Below are 16,179 nucleotides of genomic sequence, written 5' to 3' on the forward strand. Positions count from 1 at the left end.
CATGGCAAGAATACTTACAGGAATACAATGTACAGGAACACCACATTTAGGAAACATTTTAGGAGCCTTAATGCCGGCAATGGATTTAGCAAACGATACAGCAAACGAATCGTTTTTATTTATTGCAGATATGCATTCTTTAACTCAAATAAAAGATGGTGAAACACTTAGAAATAACATGTATTCTACAGCAGCAACATGGTTAGCTTTAGGTTTAGATATAGAAAAAACAGTTTTTTATAGACAAAGTGATATACCGCAAACAACAGAATTGTCTTGGTATTTAAGTTGTTTTTTTCCGTACCAACGTTTAACATTAGCACATAGTTTTAAGGATAAAGCAGATAGGTTAGAGGATGTAAACTCTGGTTTATTTACATACCCAATGCTTATGGCAGCAGATATTTTATTGTATGATGCCGAAATTATTCCTGTTGGTAAAGACCAATTACAACATATAGAAATGACTCGTGATGTAGCTTCACGTTTTCACGCAAAAATGGGAGAAACTTTTGTTATTCCTAAAAGTGAATTAAAGGAAGATGGTAAGATTATTCCAGGAACAGATGGTGCTAAAATGAGTAAGAGTAAAGGAAATACAATAAACATTTTTTTACCAGAAAAGAAACTGCGTAAACAAATAATGAGTATTGAAACCGATAGTACAGCATTAGAAGACCCTAAAGATTGGTCTACATGTAATTGTTTTGCAATTTATAGTTTAATGGCTTCTGAAGCAGAAATAGCAACAATGAAAGCTAATTACGAAAATGGTAATTACGGTTATGGTCATGCTAAACAAGCTTTGTTTGAATTAATATTAAAAACGTTCGAAACACAAAGAGAACGTTACAATTATTACATGAGTAATTTAGACAAAATAGAAGATGCATTAGCCAAAGGCGCAGAAAAAGCACGAGTTGTAGCGGATGCTGTTTTAAAGCGTGTTAGAGCTAAAGTTGGGTATTAATAATTTATGCGTAATTAAAAGCTATTTTTTAGTAGCTTTTAGTTGCGTCAACATTTCTTTAGTAATAGCTTCTAGGTCAAAGCTATGTTTCCAGTTCCATTGCTCACGAGCTTGAGTATCGTCAATACTTTTTGGCCATGAGTCTGCAATTTTTTGTCTAAAATCTGGATTGTAACTCATTTTAAAATCTGGAATATGCTTTTGTATTGATAGCGCAATTTCTTCTGGTGTAAAACTAATTCCAGATAAATTATAAGACGATCTTATTTTAATAGCTTCAGGTTTAGCCTCCATAATATCTACCGTTGCTTTAATAGCATCGTCCATAAATAACATTGGTAACGCAGTTTTTTCAGATAAAAAACATTCGTATTTGCTTTCTTCTAGTGCTTTATGGTAAATTTCAACAGCATAATCTGTAGTACCACCACCAGGTAAAGTTTTCCAGCTAATAATGCCAGGATAACGAATACTTCTTACATCTACATCGTATTTTTCGTTATAATACTCACACCAACGTTCTCCAACTTGTTTAGTAATACCATAAACAGTTGTTGGTTCCATGGTTGTATATTGTGGTGTATTTTCCTTAGGAGTAGAAGGTCCAAAAACAGCAATACTAGAAGGCCAAAATACTTTTTTAATAAATTTAGCTTTTGCAAGATCAAGAACATGAAATAGAGAAGTCATATTTAAATCCCATGCTTTCATTGGGTATTTTTCTCCAGTTGCACTTAACATAGCAGCCATTAAATAAATAGTATCAATTTTATGCTTCTCTACACAAACAAGAATGGATTTATAATCCATAGCATCTATAATTTCAAAAATTCCAGAATTAACAATGCCAAGGTTGTTATAGCTAATATCGCTAGCAATTACATTGTCGTCTCCGTGGATTTCTCTAAGTTTATATGTTAGTTCAGAGCCTATTTGGCCACAAGCTCCAATAATTAAAATTTTAGATGACATAACTATTAAGGTGTAAAATGTGTCCCAAAAATAATAAGATTTTATTCAACATTTAGTTAAAACTAAAATATTAATAAAGAGACTTTATTTTTATGATATAACTAAGAACTTAAAAGCTTGAATACAATATATTTGTAATAAACAATATAAATTTAAAATGAAACACATAATTATATTAGCCTTTTTAATAATACTTTCATCTTGTAATAATAAGTCAAATTCTTCAATAGAAACTAGTGTAGAGGTAAACGACTCAACAAAAATAACTAAAGAAGATATTTCTAAAATAAATTTTATTGAATACGGTATAGACAATAAAGCAAGAGTAACTTTAGATTCTTGGGAAGCTTATAATATAGTATATAGAGCTATAGAAGAAGTAAAGCAAGGTGATTTTAAGTTTTTTAGAACAGACGACCAGGTTTTTATAACAATATTAAATGATTTAGAAACTACTATTCCAGAAGCTATTAATAGTGAATCAATTAATGCAAGAATTTTAATTTTAAGAACAAAACTTTTAAAATTTAGAGAAATAATAAACCTAAATACTTCTAGTAAAAAAGAAAAGTTAATAGGTGTAAAAGAGTTGTTTCAATCCTTTTCATACGTTACACTTCAAATAAATAAAAAGTTTGAAAAAGAAGCACAAAACATTATAAAACCAGATTCGTTATGAGAATAATTATACCATTTTTAGCAGGATTAATTTTAGTATCTTGTAAAACAGAAGTAAAAGTAAATACAGATAAAGATCAAACTATCTCAATTAAAGAAATAGAAACAAATATTAATACAACATTAGATAATTGGCATAAAGCAGCAGCAGAAGCAAATTTCGATAACTACTTTAATTTAATGACAGAAGATGGAGTTTTTATTGGTACAGATGCTACAGAAAATTGGCAAAACGATGCCTTTAAATCTTTTTCAAAACCATATTTCGATAAAGGTAAAGCTTGGAGTTTTACTGCTGTAGATAGAAATATTTATGTTTACGACAACCATAAAATAGCTTGGTTTGATGAGTTGTTAGACACTCAAATGAAATTATGTAGAGGATCTGGTATTTTAAAACTTGAAAACAACCAGTGGAAAGTGGCCCATTACGTTTTATCTATTGCCATTCCCAATGAAAATATAACAGAGGTTGTAAAATTAAAATCTAGTTTTGATAGTCTTTATATTAAAAAGCTAAAACTTAAGTAAGTATATACTTATTAATGTCTACAATATTTTAGTTAAAACTTCTTTTTATGTTAAATCAAATAAAAATTACTAAATATCTGTGTAAATTACACGCTAAATATCAACTAAAGACTAAAACAAATGAAAACTAAAATCACTAAATTATCATTATTAGGTGCTTTTGCTATTGCAACTGTTGTTGCTTGTAAAGAAGAACCTAAAAAAGAAATGGTAAAACTTGAAGAAACACCAGGTATTAACCTAGATTTTATGGATAAATCTGTTAAGCCAAACGACGATTTCTTTAGATATGTAAACGGAAAGTGGTTGGAAACAAACGAAATTCCAGACGATCGTTCTACTTGGGGAAGTTTTTCTGAACTTAGAAAAAATACCGATGCAGATGCTTTAGCTATATTAAAAGCAGCTATGAACACCAATGAAGAAATGGAAACTATTAAAGTTCTTCCAGGATCAGACCAAGAAAAAGCAGTTCATTATTTTCAAACAATAATGGATACTGTGGGTAGAGATGAGCAAGGTATAAAACCTTTAGAGCCTTATTTAGCTAAAATTGAAGCTATAAAAACAATCGAAGACTTACAAGCTTACATGATAGAGATGGAGCCTAAAGGTGGTGGCGGACTTTACGGTTTTGGTGTAGGAAGTGATCCAAAAGATAGTAATAGAAATGTTGCCTATGTTGGAGGAGGTAGCACAGGTTTGCCAGACAGAGATTACTATGTAAAAGACGATGAAGATTCTAAAGAAAAAAGAGCAAAATATTTAGAACATGTTTCTAGAATGTTACAGTATTTAGGAGATACAGAAGAAGAAGCAAAAGAGCAAGCCAATAAAATTTTAGCCTTCGAAACACGTATAGCAGAAGCTAAAATGGATAAAGTAGATAGACGTGATGCTCGTAAACGTTACAATCCAAGATCAATTGAAGAATTACAAAAAATGGTGCCAGCTGTAAATTGGAGAAATTTCTTTGATGGTATTGGAGCAAAAAACTTAGACACAGTAATTGTTGGGGATTTAGGATATTATAATCGTTTACAAGAAATTCTTGCAGAAGGTAATGTTAACGATTGGAAAGCTTATTTAAGATGGAGAACATTTAATAATGCAGCAGGACGCTTATCTACAGAACTAGATAACGCAAACTGGGAATTTTATGGTAAAACTTTAAATGGAGCTAAAAAACAACGCGCTTTAGATGAGCGTGCATTAGGAAGCTTAAATGGGACTTTAGGAGAAGCATTAGGAAAACTATATGTAGAAAGAAAATTTCCGCCAGAAGCAAAAGCAAAAGCAGAAAAAATGATTCAGAATGTAATTTTAGCATTCGAAAACAGAATCAATAATTTAGAGTGGATGAGCCCAGAAACTAAAGAAAAGGCTATAGAAAAACTAAAAGCAACTCAAATTAAAATTGCTTATCCAGACAAGTGGAAAGACTACTCTGCTTTAGAGATAAAAAGTACCGAAGAAGGAGGCTCATATCTTCAAAACTCTTTAAATGCTAGAGCTTGGAACTTTAAAAAAGATATCGATAAACTAGGAAAACCAGTAGATAAGACCGAGTGGTATATGGCGCCTCAAGTAGTAAATGCTTACTTTAACCCATCATATAACGAAATTGTATTTCCTGCAGCAATATTACAACCACCTTTCTATAATTATACAGCAGACGACGCGGTAAATTATGGTGGTATTGGAGCAGTAATAGGTCATGAAATTTCTCATAGTTTTGACGATTCTGGATCACGTTACGATAAAGATGGAAACTTAAACGATTGGTGGACTAAAGAGGACTTAACAAAATTTGAAGGCTTAGGAGCAGATTTAGCAGCACAATACGATGCTATTGAAGTGTTACCAGAAGTTAACATAAACGGTAAATTTACTCTAGGTGAAAACATAGGTGATTTAGGAGGTGTTTTAGCTGCTTATGATGCTTTACAGTTAAGTTATGAAGAATCTGGAAGACCAGAAAACATTGATGGTTTTACACCAGAGCAACGTTTCTTTATGAGTTGGGCAACAGTTTGGAGAACTAAAATGAGAGACGATGCTTTAAAAACTAAAATTAAAACAGATCCACATTCTCCTGGAATGAATAGAGCTGTACAACCACTTTTAAACGTAGATGCATTTTACGAAGCTTTTAATATTAAAGAAGGTGATAAAATGTATATAGCGCCAGAGAAGCGTGTGAGAATTTGGTAGTAAAATTTTGTAATAAATAATTTAAAAAGACCTCGTTTTTTACGAGGTCTTTTTTATTTTAACATCTATTTATGCATAACTTTAAATACTAAAATTTATTAAATAATTAGGTTAAATGTCTAAAAATGAGTAGATTTAAGTTGTTTGTTAATGTCAAAAAAACTTAAAATTATGGGAATTAAAAGCTTTCAAGGAGCACGAAAAGTGACTCAGCAAAATAATAGTATTTTAAAAGAAAATTTTAAAGTGAGTGATTTTATGACACGCGATTTAATAACTTTTAAAGCTACACAAACAGTAGAAGAAGTTGTAGATGCATTAATTAAATATAAAATTTCTGGAGGTCCAGTTGTAAATGATAATAATGAATTAATTGGAATTATTTCAGAAGGTGATTGTATCAAACAAATTAGTGATAGTAGGTATCATAACATGCCAATGGATAATAATTCTATTGAAAAACATATGATAACTAATGTTGAAACTATAGATGGTAATCTAAATGTTTTTGATGCTGCACAAGTTTTTTTAACCTCAAAAAGAAGACGTTTTCCTATTGTTGAAAACGGAAAATTAGTTGGGCAAATAAGCCAAAAAGATATTTTAAAAGCTGCTATGCAATTAAAACAACAAAATTGGAAGCCTTAATATTTGTTTGTATTAAATAAGTTTAATTTCTCTTTACTATAGCATAAAATTCGCCTTCTATAGGCAAATAACCTTGGTCGTATACAAAGTAATACACTTTGCCTGCTTTTGTTGTGTAAATGCTTGTAAAATAATTAAAATCGAATCCTTTAGCTTCTAATTTCGTTTTAGTAGTTTTTGTTTTCTGTTCTGGATTTAAACTTTCTAAAATTCGCCAATTTTTACGTAGTCGGTTATTTATATTACGTATAAGATTTTTTCCATCTTTATTTACTTTATTGTTGTGTGCATTTCTACATCCATCGCTGCAGAATTTTTTATCTATTCTCCCAACAATTTTATCACCACATTCAGGACATTTTTTTTGCATAGTCTTCTGTGTTTAATTCGTACCAATTAATCATCTCATTTTCAAATGGAAATTGCTCTTTATATTTTAAACCTATTTTTTCAAGAATTCTATTTGATGCTATATTCCCAATTTCTGCAGCACCTACAATAGTTTTTAATTTTAATTCTTTAAAACCGTAATCAAGAGCTACAATAGCAGTTTCTGTTGCGTAACCTTTATTCCAATAGTGCTCAATAAAGCGGTATCCAATATCGTAAAAATCTGTTTTGCTTCCTAAAGCTTCTTTTGGTCCTGTATTAAATTTTATACCAGACCAACCAATAAATTGTTTAGATTTTTTTTCAATAACAGCAAATCTACCAATACCAAACTGTTTATATTGTTTTTGAATTTTTTCAATATATTTTAAAGATTCAGATTTAGTTTTAACAGGATTATTACCTAAATATTTATGAACATTTGGATTAGAATCTAATTCAAACATACCATTTAAATCTTCAGTTCTTATATCTCTAAGTATAAGCCTTTTGGTTTCTATATTAACAATCATTTATTTATAAATAGTTGATTTGTAAGATACAATTTATTCGTTTACAAACGACTACAAATGTTTACATCCGACATTAAATGTGTAAATACCGTTTAATTCTTTCTCTGCATCGCATCTTTGCAGTGTTGAATCGAACTAATGACATTCAATATTAAAATAAACTTATCTTATGAATACGTTAAGAAACAGAGTACAGTTAATTGGTAATTTAGGTAAAGATCCAGAAATTGTTAATTTAGAATCCGGTAAAAAACTTGCAAAATTTACTTTAGCAACAAACGAAAGTTACAAAAACTCGCAAGGTGAAAAAATTATTGATACCCAATGGCATCAAGTAGTTGCTTGGGGAAAAACAGCAGATGTTATTGAGAAATATGTGGTAAAAGGGAAAGAGGTTGCTATAGATGGAAAACTAACAACTCGTGCATGGGAAGATAAAGATGGTATAAAGCGTTATACAACAGAAGTTGTTTGTAATGAATTATTAATGTTAGGAGGGAAATAAAATTTTTAAAAATAAAAAAGCCGCAACTTAGTTGCGGCTTTTTTTTGTTGGTTGTATTAGTTGGTTAAACTTTTGTATAGCTGTTTTTTAATTAGCTTTAGGTCCACCGCTCATGATTCTAAACTGAGAACGTCTGTTCATTTGGTGTTGCTCTTCTGTGCAGTTATCACCACAGTCTATTGCTAATTCTGTTTCTCCTTTTCCTGCTCCAGAGATTCTTGATGCATCTATACCTTTAGAGATAATGTATTGTACTGTTGTTTTTGCTCTTCTATCTGAAAGACGTAAATTATAGTTATCACCTCCTCTAATATCGGTATGCGATGTTGCATAAATAACCATATCTGGATACTTATTCATGGCTTGTACTAAATTATCTAACTCAAAGGCTGCTTTTGCTGTAATGTTAGATTTATCGTAATCAAAATAGATTGGATTTAATACTACTTCTTCTACCTCTATAATTTTTTCTATTGGATTTAATGCAATTTCTACAAGTGCTTCTTCCTCGTCTGTTCCTTTAATAGCTAGCGTGTTGCTTTCGTAATCCTGCATTGTTACTTGCAGTTCTGTATCTTTATCACACTCTATAATGTATTCTACTTTACCATTCTGGTCTGCTGTTTTAGTAGCTAAAACATTCCCTTGGTCGTCTACTAAAGATGCTGTTGCTCCGGCTAATGGTGCTTTTGTTTTGTTATCTACAATAGTTGCTATGATTTGTACATCGCAAAGTGGTTGTATTTTTTTAAATGCATAAATATCGTCATCTCCTTTTCCGCCTTCTCTGTTAGAAGATACAAAACCATCTCCTGTTTCTTCATTTATTGAGAATGCAAAATCGTCTCCATTAGAGTTTATTGGTACTCCAACATTTCTTACCGGTGCCATTTTACCATCAATCTCTTTAGTGTAAAATACATCCATTCCTCCTAGTCCTAAATGTCCTATTGATGAGAAGTAAAGTGTATTATTATCACTTATATATGGAAACATTTCATGACCTTCTGTATTTATTTTTTGTCCCATATTTACAGGCGTTCCTACTTGTCCATTTTCATCGATGCTTGCTTTGTAAATATCATACTTTCCAAATCCTCCTGGCATATCACTTGCAAAATATAGTGTTGAACCATCTGGACTTACACTTGGATTTTTTATAGAATAGTTTTTACTGTTTATTGGTAAAGCTTCTATGTTAGAAAATTTATCTCCTGTTTTGTTAGCCTTAAACAGGTGTAATACACTATATTTTGTATTAGATACAGAGTCTTTTTCGTAAATGTTTTCATAGAAACTTTCTCTTGAAAAGTATACCGTATTTCCATCTGGAGAGAAAGACATTAATCCTTCATGATACTTTGTATTCATTTTATCTCCTAACATTGTTTCGTTTTGGTACGACCCATCTTCTGCTTGTGTAAATGAATACATATCTAAAAATGGTTGTTCATTCCAGCCATAGTTTTTTCTTGCATTATTTCTTGCTGAAGAGATGTATAATTTTCCATCTTTAAGTGTACCTCCAAAGTCTGATACTGCTGTATTAATATCCATGTTTTGAACATTAAATTTCTTTCCTCTATCTAAAATTTTAGGAAGGTAATCTGGATTGCTCATAAACATTGCTGCTCTATCGTCACTTGGACGCATAGATGCAAATTTTTTCATTTGCGTGTTAGATGCTTCGTACTTTCCATTGGCTTTTAACATTTCAGAATACTTGAAAATCATTTCTGGTTCTTGAGAAGTTTCCAATGCTTTTGCATACCATTTCTCTGCTTCTGTGGTATTAAAGATGTTATAATTAGCTTCTGCTAATCGTCCATAAACGTATGCATCTGCTTCACCTTTTTCAACTAATTTATTATAGTCTTCTATGGCTTCTACAAATTGGTATTTATCAAAATGCTTATCGGCACTCTTTGTTGCCTTTGTTTGTGCTGTCACGCTAAAGCTACTTAGTATGACTAGTGTTATGATTAATTTTAAGTGTTTCATCTGGTCCTTGTCTTTTGTGTTAGCTTTTGTGGTTTAGAAATAACGTGGTGAACGTGATACTTTTCTTGGTAAATTAATATCGAAGTTTACAAAGATCTCGTGTGAGGCATCTGTTACAACATCTAATTCTGATTGAATAGCATCGTAAGCATAACCTATTCTAAGCGATGGTGATACCATAAAGTTTACCATACCACTAAACGAATCGTCTAGTCGGTATCCGGCTCCTATTTCTACAACATCGTACATAAATAAATTTAGGTTAACATCGTAACTTACTGGTGCATCAAAGGCATACTTTAATAAAGCGTGTGGCTTTAATTTAAAGTTCTCTGATAAATCAAATACATAACCTGCTGCTGCAAATAAGTGTTCTGATTCTGAACCTATTTTTCTACCCTCACTATCTAAATGTGTTCCATTTAAAATGTTTGGCATCGATGCTGATAAATACCAACGGTTTGGCTGGTATAAATATAATCCGGCTCCTACATTGGCTGTTGTTTGATTAACATCTTGTGAGAAAAATGGATCATCAGGATCTATAGTGTCTATACCTGCTAAACCAATATCATGAAAAGTTGCTCCTGCTTTTAATCCAAAAGCTAATTTTGTAACATTTCCTACTGGTAAAGTATAAGAAAAGTCTACATAAGCGTTAGTCTCACTTACTGGGCCTACCTCATCACTAATTAATGATAAACCTAATCCTACTCGGTTACCTACCGGAGAATGTATCGCTAAGGTTGCTGTGCTTGGTGAGCCTTCTAAACCTACCCATTGACTACGGTATAATGCGCCTATGGATACGCTTTCGCTTGATCCTGCATACGCAGGATTGATCACATTCATATTGTACATATATTGCGTGTACTGTGGATCTTGCTGCGCTTGTACTCCTACAACTATTAGGAATACGATATATAGTATGTTCTTCATCTGTATTATTATTGGTTTCTAGTTGGTTTGGATTATTTGTTTTCTCTATTGATATATACCCAAGCGGCTTTTGTTTTATTACCTTGGTAGTTCATTACATAGTAATATGTCCCTACTGGTAACTCATCGCCATCTAATGATTGACCATGCCACTCGTTTGTATAATTCGTCTTCTCGTAAACTTTTACTCCATTTCTATTAAATATAGTTAAGCTTTGAACATCGAAACTACTTAAATCAAACGTGTCATTCTTCTGGTCTCCGTTTGGCGAAATACCTTGTGGAATTATACATGATTCTAGTTCATCTACAAAAATATCTTCGCTAGCTGTACAACCTGTTTCGTTAAACATTACTTCAATTGTATATGTTCCAGATGTTAATACATTATCTATAGTTAAATCTGTTTGTCCAGAAACTAATACACCTTCATTATACCAAGTAATTGTTACTTCAGATTCCGAATAATTATCTGCTATTGCTGTTACAGTGATTGGAACTGTAGCGTTAGGGCATACTTCGTAGTTAATAGCAGAATCAAAAGTTGTTACCGGTGATATGCCAAATGCTAAATTAAACGTTGTTGTTTCAAAACAACCGCTTGAAGCATCTTCTACTCTTACATATATAGTTTGAGCTCCTCCATCAAAATCAGATGGGTTAGTAATAGCATTTGTACTTGCTTCAGCATCTGCTAAATTAGTATGATACGAGAAGTTGAATCCTGTTTGGTTATTAATTATTACTGCTTCGTTAGAAGTTAAATCGTAATTAGAAATACCATCTTCGTCATCATCACAACCAAGAATGTCTTCAGCTTGAACAAGAACAGGTTTTGGTGCTAATGCTAAGTTAAAAGTACCAACCTTAAAACAACCAGTGGTATCATTCTCTATTCTATAATAAATTATAGTTGGAGGAGTGCTTTGGTAAGCTGTTGGGTTAGCTATTGCATTTGTTTCAGCTTCAGCATCGGCTTGAGTTTCGTAATAAGTTACGGATACATCGGTTTGAGTACCAATAATTGATGCTTCGTTTTCGGTAATATCAAAGAAAGCCTGACCCGTATTATCTGTGTCACAGCCAAGAACGTCTGGTAACGAATCTGGTGACTCAGGACTTGGGAAGAATTCTACAATAATATTATCTATAACAAAACATGAAGCATTCTGGTTTAAAACTATTTCTACTTGATAAGTGTTAGTTTCTGTAACTTCTAAAGTTAATCCATCTTCAGGAAGTCCAGTAGTTTCATTTATAATAGGCTCTTGAATCATAAATTCATCAATTGTATACCAAGTAATAGTTGCATTATCACCAACAGGTACTCCAATATCTAAAGTTACGCTTTCACCTTCACAATTTGCGTTTCCGTTTGCTAGAAGAATATCTTCTCCTAAATCTACTTCACCAATTTCAAAACTAGAAGCTTTTAAGAATACCGCTGAGTCGTAAGCAGTATCTCCATCGTCGGCAATAACTAATTTAATATGGTAAGTTCTATTTGGTACTACTGTAGATTGTGCTATTAATGGTACTGTTCTACCTATAAAGTTGGTTGGGTTAGAGATTGGTGGTAAGCCACCTGCTCCATAGTAAGCATCAAATAATGTTTCATTAGCTGAAGGACAATTTGCGTTATATGTATTATCTCTAATTGTAAATACAGAAACTGGTGTTGTTGTACCTGGCACTACTGCAAGGTTAGTTGTAACACCTGTTACAGTATCTGTTAATAAGAATGCAAAAGCATCTGAATATCCACATTGGAATGTTCCATATTCTTCAGCAGCAAATATAAATTCGAATGACATATCTTCAATAAAAGGTACAAAATCGAATTCTATAATTGAGGCATCATTAGTTGTTCCTTCATTAATTTCTGCTTCTAAATCTGCATCTCCTGGCCAACCACCACTACTAACAGTTCCTGTTTCTGGTCCAGGTGCATCAGCAGCATTACCTGTAGTCATTACAATTCCACTTTCAAAAGGGAATCCAGAACCATTAGCTTCAAAATAACCAATTCCATTATCAGAACCAAAATCTGTTCCTGTAGAAGATGTAATGTTTGATATTGTAGAACACGGAGAGTTTACTAATACATCTTCAACTAAACCTTGTACACTGTAGATGTCATCATTTTCGTCGTTATCTCCGTTTATATCATCTGATAAAGTTACGTAAATTGGAGGTGGAACTGTAAATACACATAAGTCGAAAGTTGTTGTCGTAGGTGTTGAGCCATTAGAGAATATTCTAATATAATAAGTATCTCCAACAGTAAGGCCATTAACTATATTTTCGTTTGCTGTACTACAGCTTATATTTGTTAAGTTATCACAATCTGTACCTTCATATAATCCATGAGATAAAAATGTTGTAGAACCTACAATGTTGCTAATGTTGATTGCATGATCTGTAGATACGGCAACAAAAGAAAACCATACATCATCATTTGGTGTTCCAGTACAAGGATTTGCTTGTGTTGATTGTGTAGCTCCGTATAAAGAACCACTTATAAAATTTGTACAATTCCCATCTGCGTTTGCTGTAAACATTATCGCTGCATCACATTCATCGTTAGCAGGTAATGTTGAAAAAGTTATAGGACCAGTCCAATCGCTAAATCCATCACCAGAAGCACTACAATCTGATCTTATATAAATTTCGTATGCTGTTCCGGCTGTAAGTCCATTTTCTGTAACGGTTGTACTTGTTGTAGCTGTACCGTTAGTTGTTGGAATTCCTGTTCCAACAGGTTGTACAACATATTCCCATGCCGTTTCTCCTGCACCTGGTAACCATGAAATGTCTACAGATGTTTCTGTTATATTAGCTGTTGTTATATTGTTAGGGAATAAACAAGGAGGTAACTCGTCTATTGTTACATCATCAATCGCAATATCATCATAGAAATCTGTAGGATTTATAACTTCAGAGAATATAAATTGAACTTGTATGTCTCCTGTAATTGTTAATGTACTAATATTAATTATAATATATTCCCAGCCATTGGTATTTGTATTGTATGTTCCAACAGGATTCCATGCTGCTCCATCCCAAACTTCAACATCTAATTGAGAATTGGCATTTCCTTCATTATCACTTAATAGATAAAAAGATAGAGCTGGTGCTGTTAAAGCTGTTACATCTATAAGAGGAGATACTAATGTTGCTGGAGCATCAGATCCAGAAGAATCTACAAATGCAAAATAACCATTTGTTGCAGTTGTTCCAGTTATAGTACCGTTATTACCTATATGTTCGAATCCACCATTATCAGCAAATTCCCAGTCTTCACCACCAAACATTGTCCAACAATCTGGGATAGTACCACTATTTTCAAAACCTTCTGTATATGGAGCAGTAAATGTTGCACATTCTGTTGTAAATGTAAATGGACCAATCCAGTCACTAAATTCTGTTCCACAGTCTGCTCTTATATAATATTCGTAGTCTGTAATAGCTGTTAAACCTGTTGCTGTATATGGATTAGTTGTTGCAGCATCTCCAGCTCCAGTAGGAGTTCCTGTTCCAGGAGCTTGAACAACAACTTCCCATGCTGTTTCAATACCATTAGAAACCCAAGATAATGTAGCTGTAGTGTCAGTTGTACTGTCAACAGCTAAGTTAGATGGGTTAGCACATGTTGGTAATTCATCGAAAGTAACATCATCAATAGCTATATCATCATAAAAATCTAATGGTGTAATAACTTCAGAAAAAATGAATCGTGCTTGAACATCTCCTGTAATTGTAAGTGTACTTAAATTTATTATTTTTTCTTCCCAACCGCTTGTGTTTGTATTATATGTGCCCATTAAATTCCAAGCAGCACCATCCCAAACCTCTACATCTAATTGAGAGTTATCATTTCCTTCATTATCACTTATTTCGTAAAATGATAATGCTGGAGTAGTTAAGCCAGATACATCTACAAAAGGAGTTGTTAATGTTGCTGGAGCACTAGATCCAGAAGAATCTACCCATGCAAAATAATTATTTGTTGCAGTTGTTCCAGTAATTGTACCATTATCTCCAATGTGGTTAAAACCAGGATCATCATCAAAGAACCAGTCTTCTCCACCATCCATTGTCCAACATAATGGAATAACTCCTCCGTTTTCAAATCCTTCTGTGTAAGGTGCTACAAATGTTGTACATTCTGTATCAAAAGTTAATGGTCCAATCCAATCACTAAAATCTCCTCCACCACAATCTGCTCTAACATAATATTCGTATGTTGTTGCTGGTGTTAATGCTGTTGCTGTATATGGATTAGTTGTTGCAGCATCTCCAGCTCCAGTAGGAATTCCTGTTCCAGGAGCTTGTATTGCTACTTCCCAAGCTGTTTCTGTACCGTTAGAAACCCATGATAATGTTGCAGTAGTTGCTGCTGTAGCGTCTACAGCTAAGTTTGATGGGTTAACACATGATGGTAATTCATCAAAAGTAACATCGTCTATTGCAATATCATCATAAAAATCTCCTGAATTTATTACTTCAGAAAAAATAAATCTTGCTTGAACATCTCCAGTAATATTAAGAGTACTAATGTTAATTGTACGTTGTTCCCAACCACTTGTGTTTGTGTTATATGTTGCCATTAAATTCCAAGCAGCACCATCCCAAACTTCTACATCTAGTTGTGAATTATCATTTCCTTCATTATCACTAATTTCATAAAATGTAATAGCTGGTGTTGTAAGTCCAGAGACATCTACTAAAGGAGTGGTTAATGTTCTTGCACCAAGATTTCCTGAAGAATCTGCCCATGCAAAATATCCGTTTGTAGCTGTATTACCAGTTATTGTTCCATTGTCTCCAATGTGGTTAAAACCTGGAGCATCATCAAAGAACCAATCTTGACCTCCATCCATCGACCAACATAAAGGTATTGCACCTCCGTTTTCGAAACCTTCTGTGTATGGTGCTATAAAAGTTGTACATTCTGTTGCGAAATTTATTGGACCAATCCAAATACTGTAATCACCACCACCACAATCTGCTCTTACAAAAGCTTCGTAATTTGTAGCTGGTGTTAAACCTGATGCTAAATATGGATTATTTGTTGATGTTGCAGTGCCAGATCCGGTAGGAAAACCTGTTCCTTGAGGCTGCACAGCAACTTCCCAAGCCGTTTCAGTTCCTCCTGCTGTCCAAGAAAAATTTGCTTCTGTTGCAGTTGTATTAATAAGAGTTAAGTTATCTGGATTAGGACAAGTAGCATTGTAAATAATAACATTATCAATTAACCAATACCAAGCCCAAATATCGTTGTCATCATACACAAAACGAACTTGCATTGCATTGTTAGAATATGCTGTAAGATCAATGTGTTGTTCATCTGGTGTTGCAAAAGTACCAGCATCTGCCGATTGTGTTAAAACAGCAACCCAAGCACTACCATCCCAAACTTCTACAGTGGCAGTATCTGTACTACCATTATTAAAGTATTGAGTGAAATCTAAAAAAATAGCAGTGGCTCCTGTTGTATCAAAAGCTGGAGAGGTTAATGTTTCGAATAACAGTGTACCATTTCCATTTGCATCACTATCTACAATAGCAGCATTTGTGCCATCAAGGCTGTTGTTTGCAAATCCTTGTTGTCCAGAAATCCAGGAATCTCCAGTGGCATCACCACCATCATCTATAGTCCAAGATGCTGGAATTTCTGTGTCAAAATTTTCGGTTAAATAAGTTTGAGCATTTATTGATAAACTTATGAAAAGTAAAATCAACAATAAAGTAATCTTTTTCATTATATGATCAGTGTTAGTATGTTATTAAAACAAGAATTGATTGTTAAATATATG

12 protein-coding genes are annotated in these 16,179 nt (G+C 32.9%); 6 read left to right on the forward strand and 6 right to left on the reverse strand.

Annotation, left to right across the window (positions count from 1 at the left end; all coding sequences use genetic code 11):
• Window position 1: 1 nt before the first annotated feature.
• The gene (gene trpS / locus BWR22_RS01425; protein WP_076731667.1) at window positions 2-970 is read left to right on the forward strand and encodes a tryptophan--tRNA ligase; all 969 of its coding nucleotides are present in this window, start codon (window positions 2-4) and stop codon (window positions 968-970) included.
• 21 nt (window positions 971-991) lie between these two features.
• Here the strand turns inward: trpS and BWR22_RS01430 are convergent, their stop codons facing one another.
• Window positions 992-1,942: an NAD-dependent epimerase/dehydratase family protein gene (locus tag BWR22_RS01430; RefSeq protein ID WP_076731668.1), complete on the reverse strand. Its 951-nt coding sequence runs from the start codon at window positions 1,940-1,942 to the stop codon at window positions 992-994.
• Between the two features lie 157 nt (window positions 1,943-2,099).
• Between BWR22_RS01430 and BWR22_RS01435 the strand changes: the two genes are divergently transcribed.
• From BWR22_RS01435 to BWR22_RS01450, 4 genes are all read left to right on the forward strand, one after another.
• Complete coding sequence (locus BWR22_RS01435; protein ID WP_076731669.1) at window positions 2,100-2,621, forward strand: hypothetical protein; 522 nt, start codon at window positions 2,100-2,102, stop codon at window positions 2,619-2,621.
• A complete protein-coding gene (locus tag BWR22_RS01440; RefSeq protein WP_076731670.1) occupies window positions 2,618-3,151 on the forward strand; it encodes a nuclear transport factor 2 family protein in 534 nt (177 codons plus the stop codon). The genes BWR22_RS01435 and BWR22_RS01440 overlap by 4 nt, the downstream gene beginning before the upstream one ends.
• Before the next feature lie 120 nt (window positions 3,152-3,271).
• Window positions 3,272-5,365: a M13 family metallopeptidase gene (locus BWR22_RS01445; protein WP_076731671.1), complete on the forward strand. Its 2,094-nt coding sequence runs from the start codon at window positions 3,272-3,274 to the stop codon at window positions 5,363-5,365.
• A 171-nt stretch (window positions 5,366-5,536) separates the two neighbouring features.
• Window positions 5,537-6,013 (forward strand): CBS domain-containing protein, encoded by a 477-nt coding sequence (locus BWR22_RS01450; RefSeq protein ID WP_076734334.1) that lies wholly within the window; start codon window positions 5,537-5,539, stop codon window positions 6,011-6,013.
• 22 nt (window positions 6,014-6,035) lie between these two features.
• Here the strand turns inward: BWR22_RS01450 and BWR22_RS01455 are convergent, their stop codons facing one another.
• Together BWR22_RS01455 and BWR22_RS01460 are read right to left on the reverse strand one after the other, a co-directional pair.
• Entirely contained in the window at window positions 6,036-6,383 is a 348-nt protein-coding gene (locus BWR22_RS01455) for a hypothetical protein (protein WP_076731672.1), read from the reverse strand.
• Entirely contained in the window at window positions 6,364-6,915 is a 552-nt protein-coding gene (locus BWR22_RS01460) for a GNAT family N-acetyltransferase (RefSeq protein ID WP_076731673.1), read from the reverse strand. The genes BWR22_RS01455 and BWR22_RS01460 overlap by 20 nt, the downstream gene beginning before the upstream one ends.
• A 169-nt stretch (window positions 6,916-7,084) precedes the next feature.
• Between BWR22_RS01460 and BWR22_RS01465 the strand changes: the two genes are divergently transcribed.
• Window positions 7,085-7,420 (forward strand): single-stranded DNA-binding protein, encoded by a 336-nt coding sequence (locus tag BWR22_RS01465; protein ID WP_076731674.1) that lies wholly within the window; start codon window positions 7,085-7,087, stop codon window positions 7,418-7,420.
• 87 nt (window positions 7,421-7,507) lie between these two features.
• On the opposite strand, the gene BWR22_RS01470 is transcribed toward BWR22_RS01465, so the two are convergent.
• The 3 genes from BWR22_RS01470 to BWR22_RS01480 are packed head-to-tail and all read right to left on the reverse strand — an operon-like array spanning window position 7,508 to window position 16,125.
• Complete coding sequence (locus tag BWR22_RS01470) at window positions 7,508-9,421, reverse strand: OmpA family protein (protein WP_076731400.1); 1,914 nt, start codon at window positions 9,419-9,421, stop codon at window positions 7,508-7,510.
• Window positions 9,422-9,454: 33 nt separating this feature from the next.
• Complete coding sequence (locus BWR22_RS01475) at window positions 9,455-10,360, reverse strand: PorP/SprF family type IX secretion system membrane protein (RefSeq protein WP_076731401.1); 906 nt, start codon at window positions 10,358-10,360, stop codon at window positions 9,455-9,457.
• 32 nt (window positions 10,361-10,392) lie between these two features.
• Window positions 10,393-16,125 (reverse strand): choice-of-anchor L domain-containing protein, encoded by a 5,733-nt coding sequence (locus BWR22_RS01480; RefSeq protein WP_076731675.1) that lies wholly within the window; start codon window positions 16,123-16,125, stop codon window positions 10,393-10,395.
• Window positions 16,126-16,179: the final 54 nt, after the last annotated feature.

This window comes from Lacinutrix venerupis, from assembly GCF_001971745.1.
GTDB lineage: Bacteria > Bacteroidota > Bacteroidia > Flavobacteriales > Flavobacteriaceae > Lacinutrix > Lacinutrix venerupis.

Coding starts and splice junctions, on each gene's coding strand:
- trpS (WP_076731667.1), top strand. CDS start 2: ATGGCAAGAATACTTACAGGAATACAATGTACAGGAACACCACATTTA.
- BWR22_RS01430 (WP_076731668.1), bottom strand. CDS start 1,942: ATGTCATCTAAAATTTTAATTATTGGAGCTTGTGGCCAAATAGGCTCT.
- BWR22_RS01435 (WP_076731669.1), top strand. CDS start 2,100: ATGAAACACATAATTATATTAGCCTTTTTAATAATACTTTCATCTTGT.
- BWR22_RS01440 (WP_076731670.1), top strand. CDS start 2,618: ATGAGAATAATTATACCATTTTTAGCAGGATTAATTTTAGTATCTTGT.
- BWR22_RS01445 (WP_076731671.1), top strand. CDS start 3,272: ATGAAAACTAAAATCACTAAATTATCATTATTAGGTGCTTTTGCTATT.
- BWR22_RS01450 (WP_076734334.1), top strand. CDS start 5,537: ATGGGAATTAAAAGCTTTCAAGGAGCACGAAAAGTGACTCAGCAAAAT.
- BWR22_RS01455 (WP_076731672.1), bottom strand. CDS start 6,383: ATGCAAAAAAAATGTCCTGAATGTGGTGATAAAATTGTTGGGAGAATA.
- BWR22_RS01460 (WP_076731673.1), bottom strand. CDS start 6,915: ATGATTGTTAATATAGAAACCAAAAGGCTTATACTTAGAGATATAAGA.
- BWR22_RS01465 (WP_076731674.1), top strand. CDS start 7,085: ATGAATACGTTAAGAAACAGAGTACAGTTAATTGGTAATTTAGGTAAA.
- BWR22_RS01470 (WP_076731400.1), bottom strand. CDS start 9,421: ATGAAACACTTAAAATTAATCATAACACTAGTCATACTAAGTAGCTTT.
- BWR22_RS01475 (WP_076731401.1), bottom strand. CDS start 10,360: ATGAAGAACATACTATATATCGTATTCCTAATAGTTGTAGGAGTACAA.
- BWR22_RS01480 (WP_076731675.1), bottom strand. CDS start 16,125: ATGAAAAAGATTACTTTATTGTTGATTTTACTTTTCATAAGTTTATCA.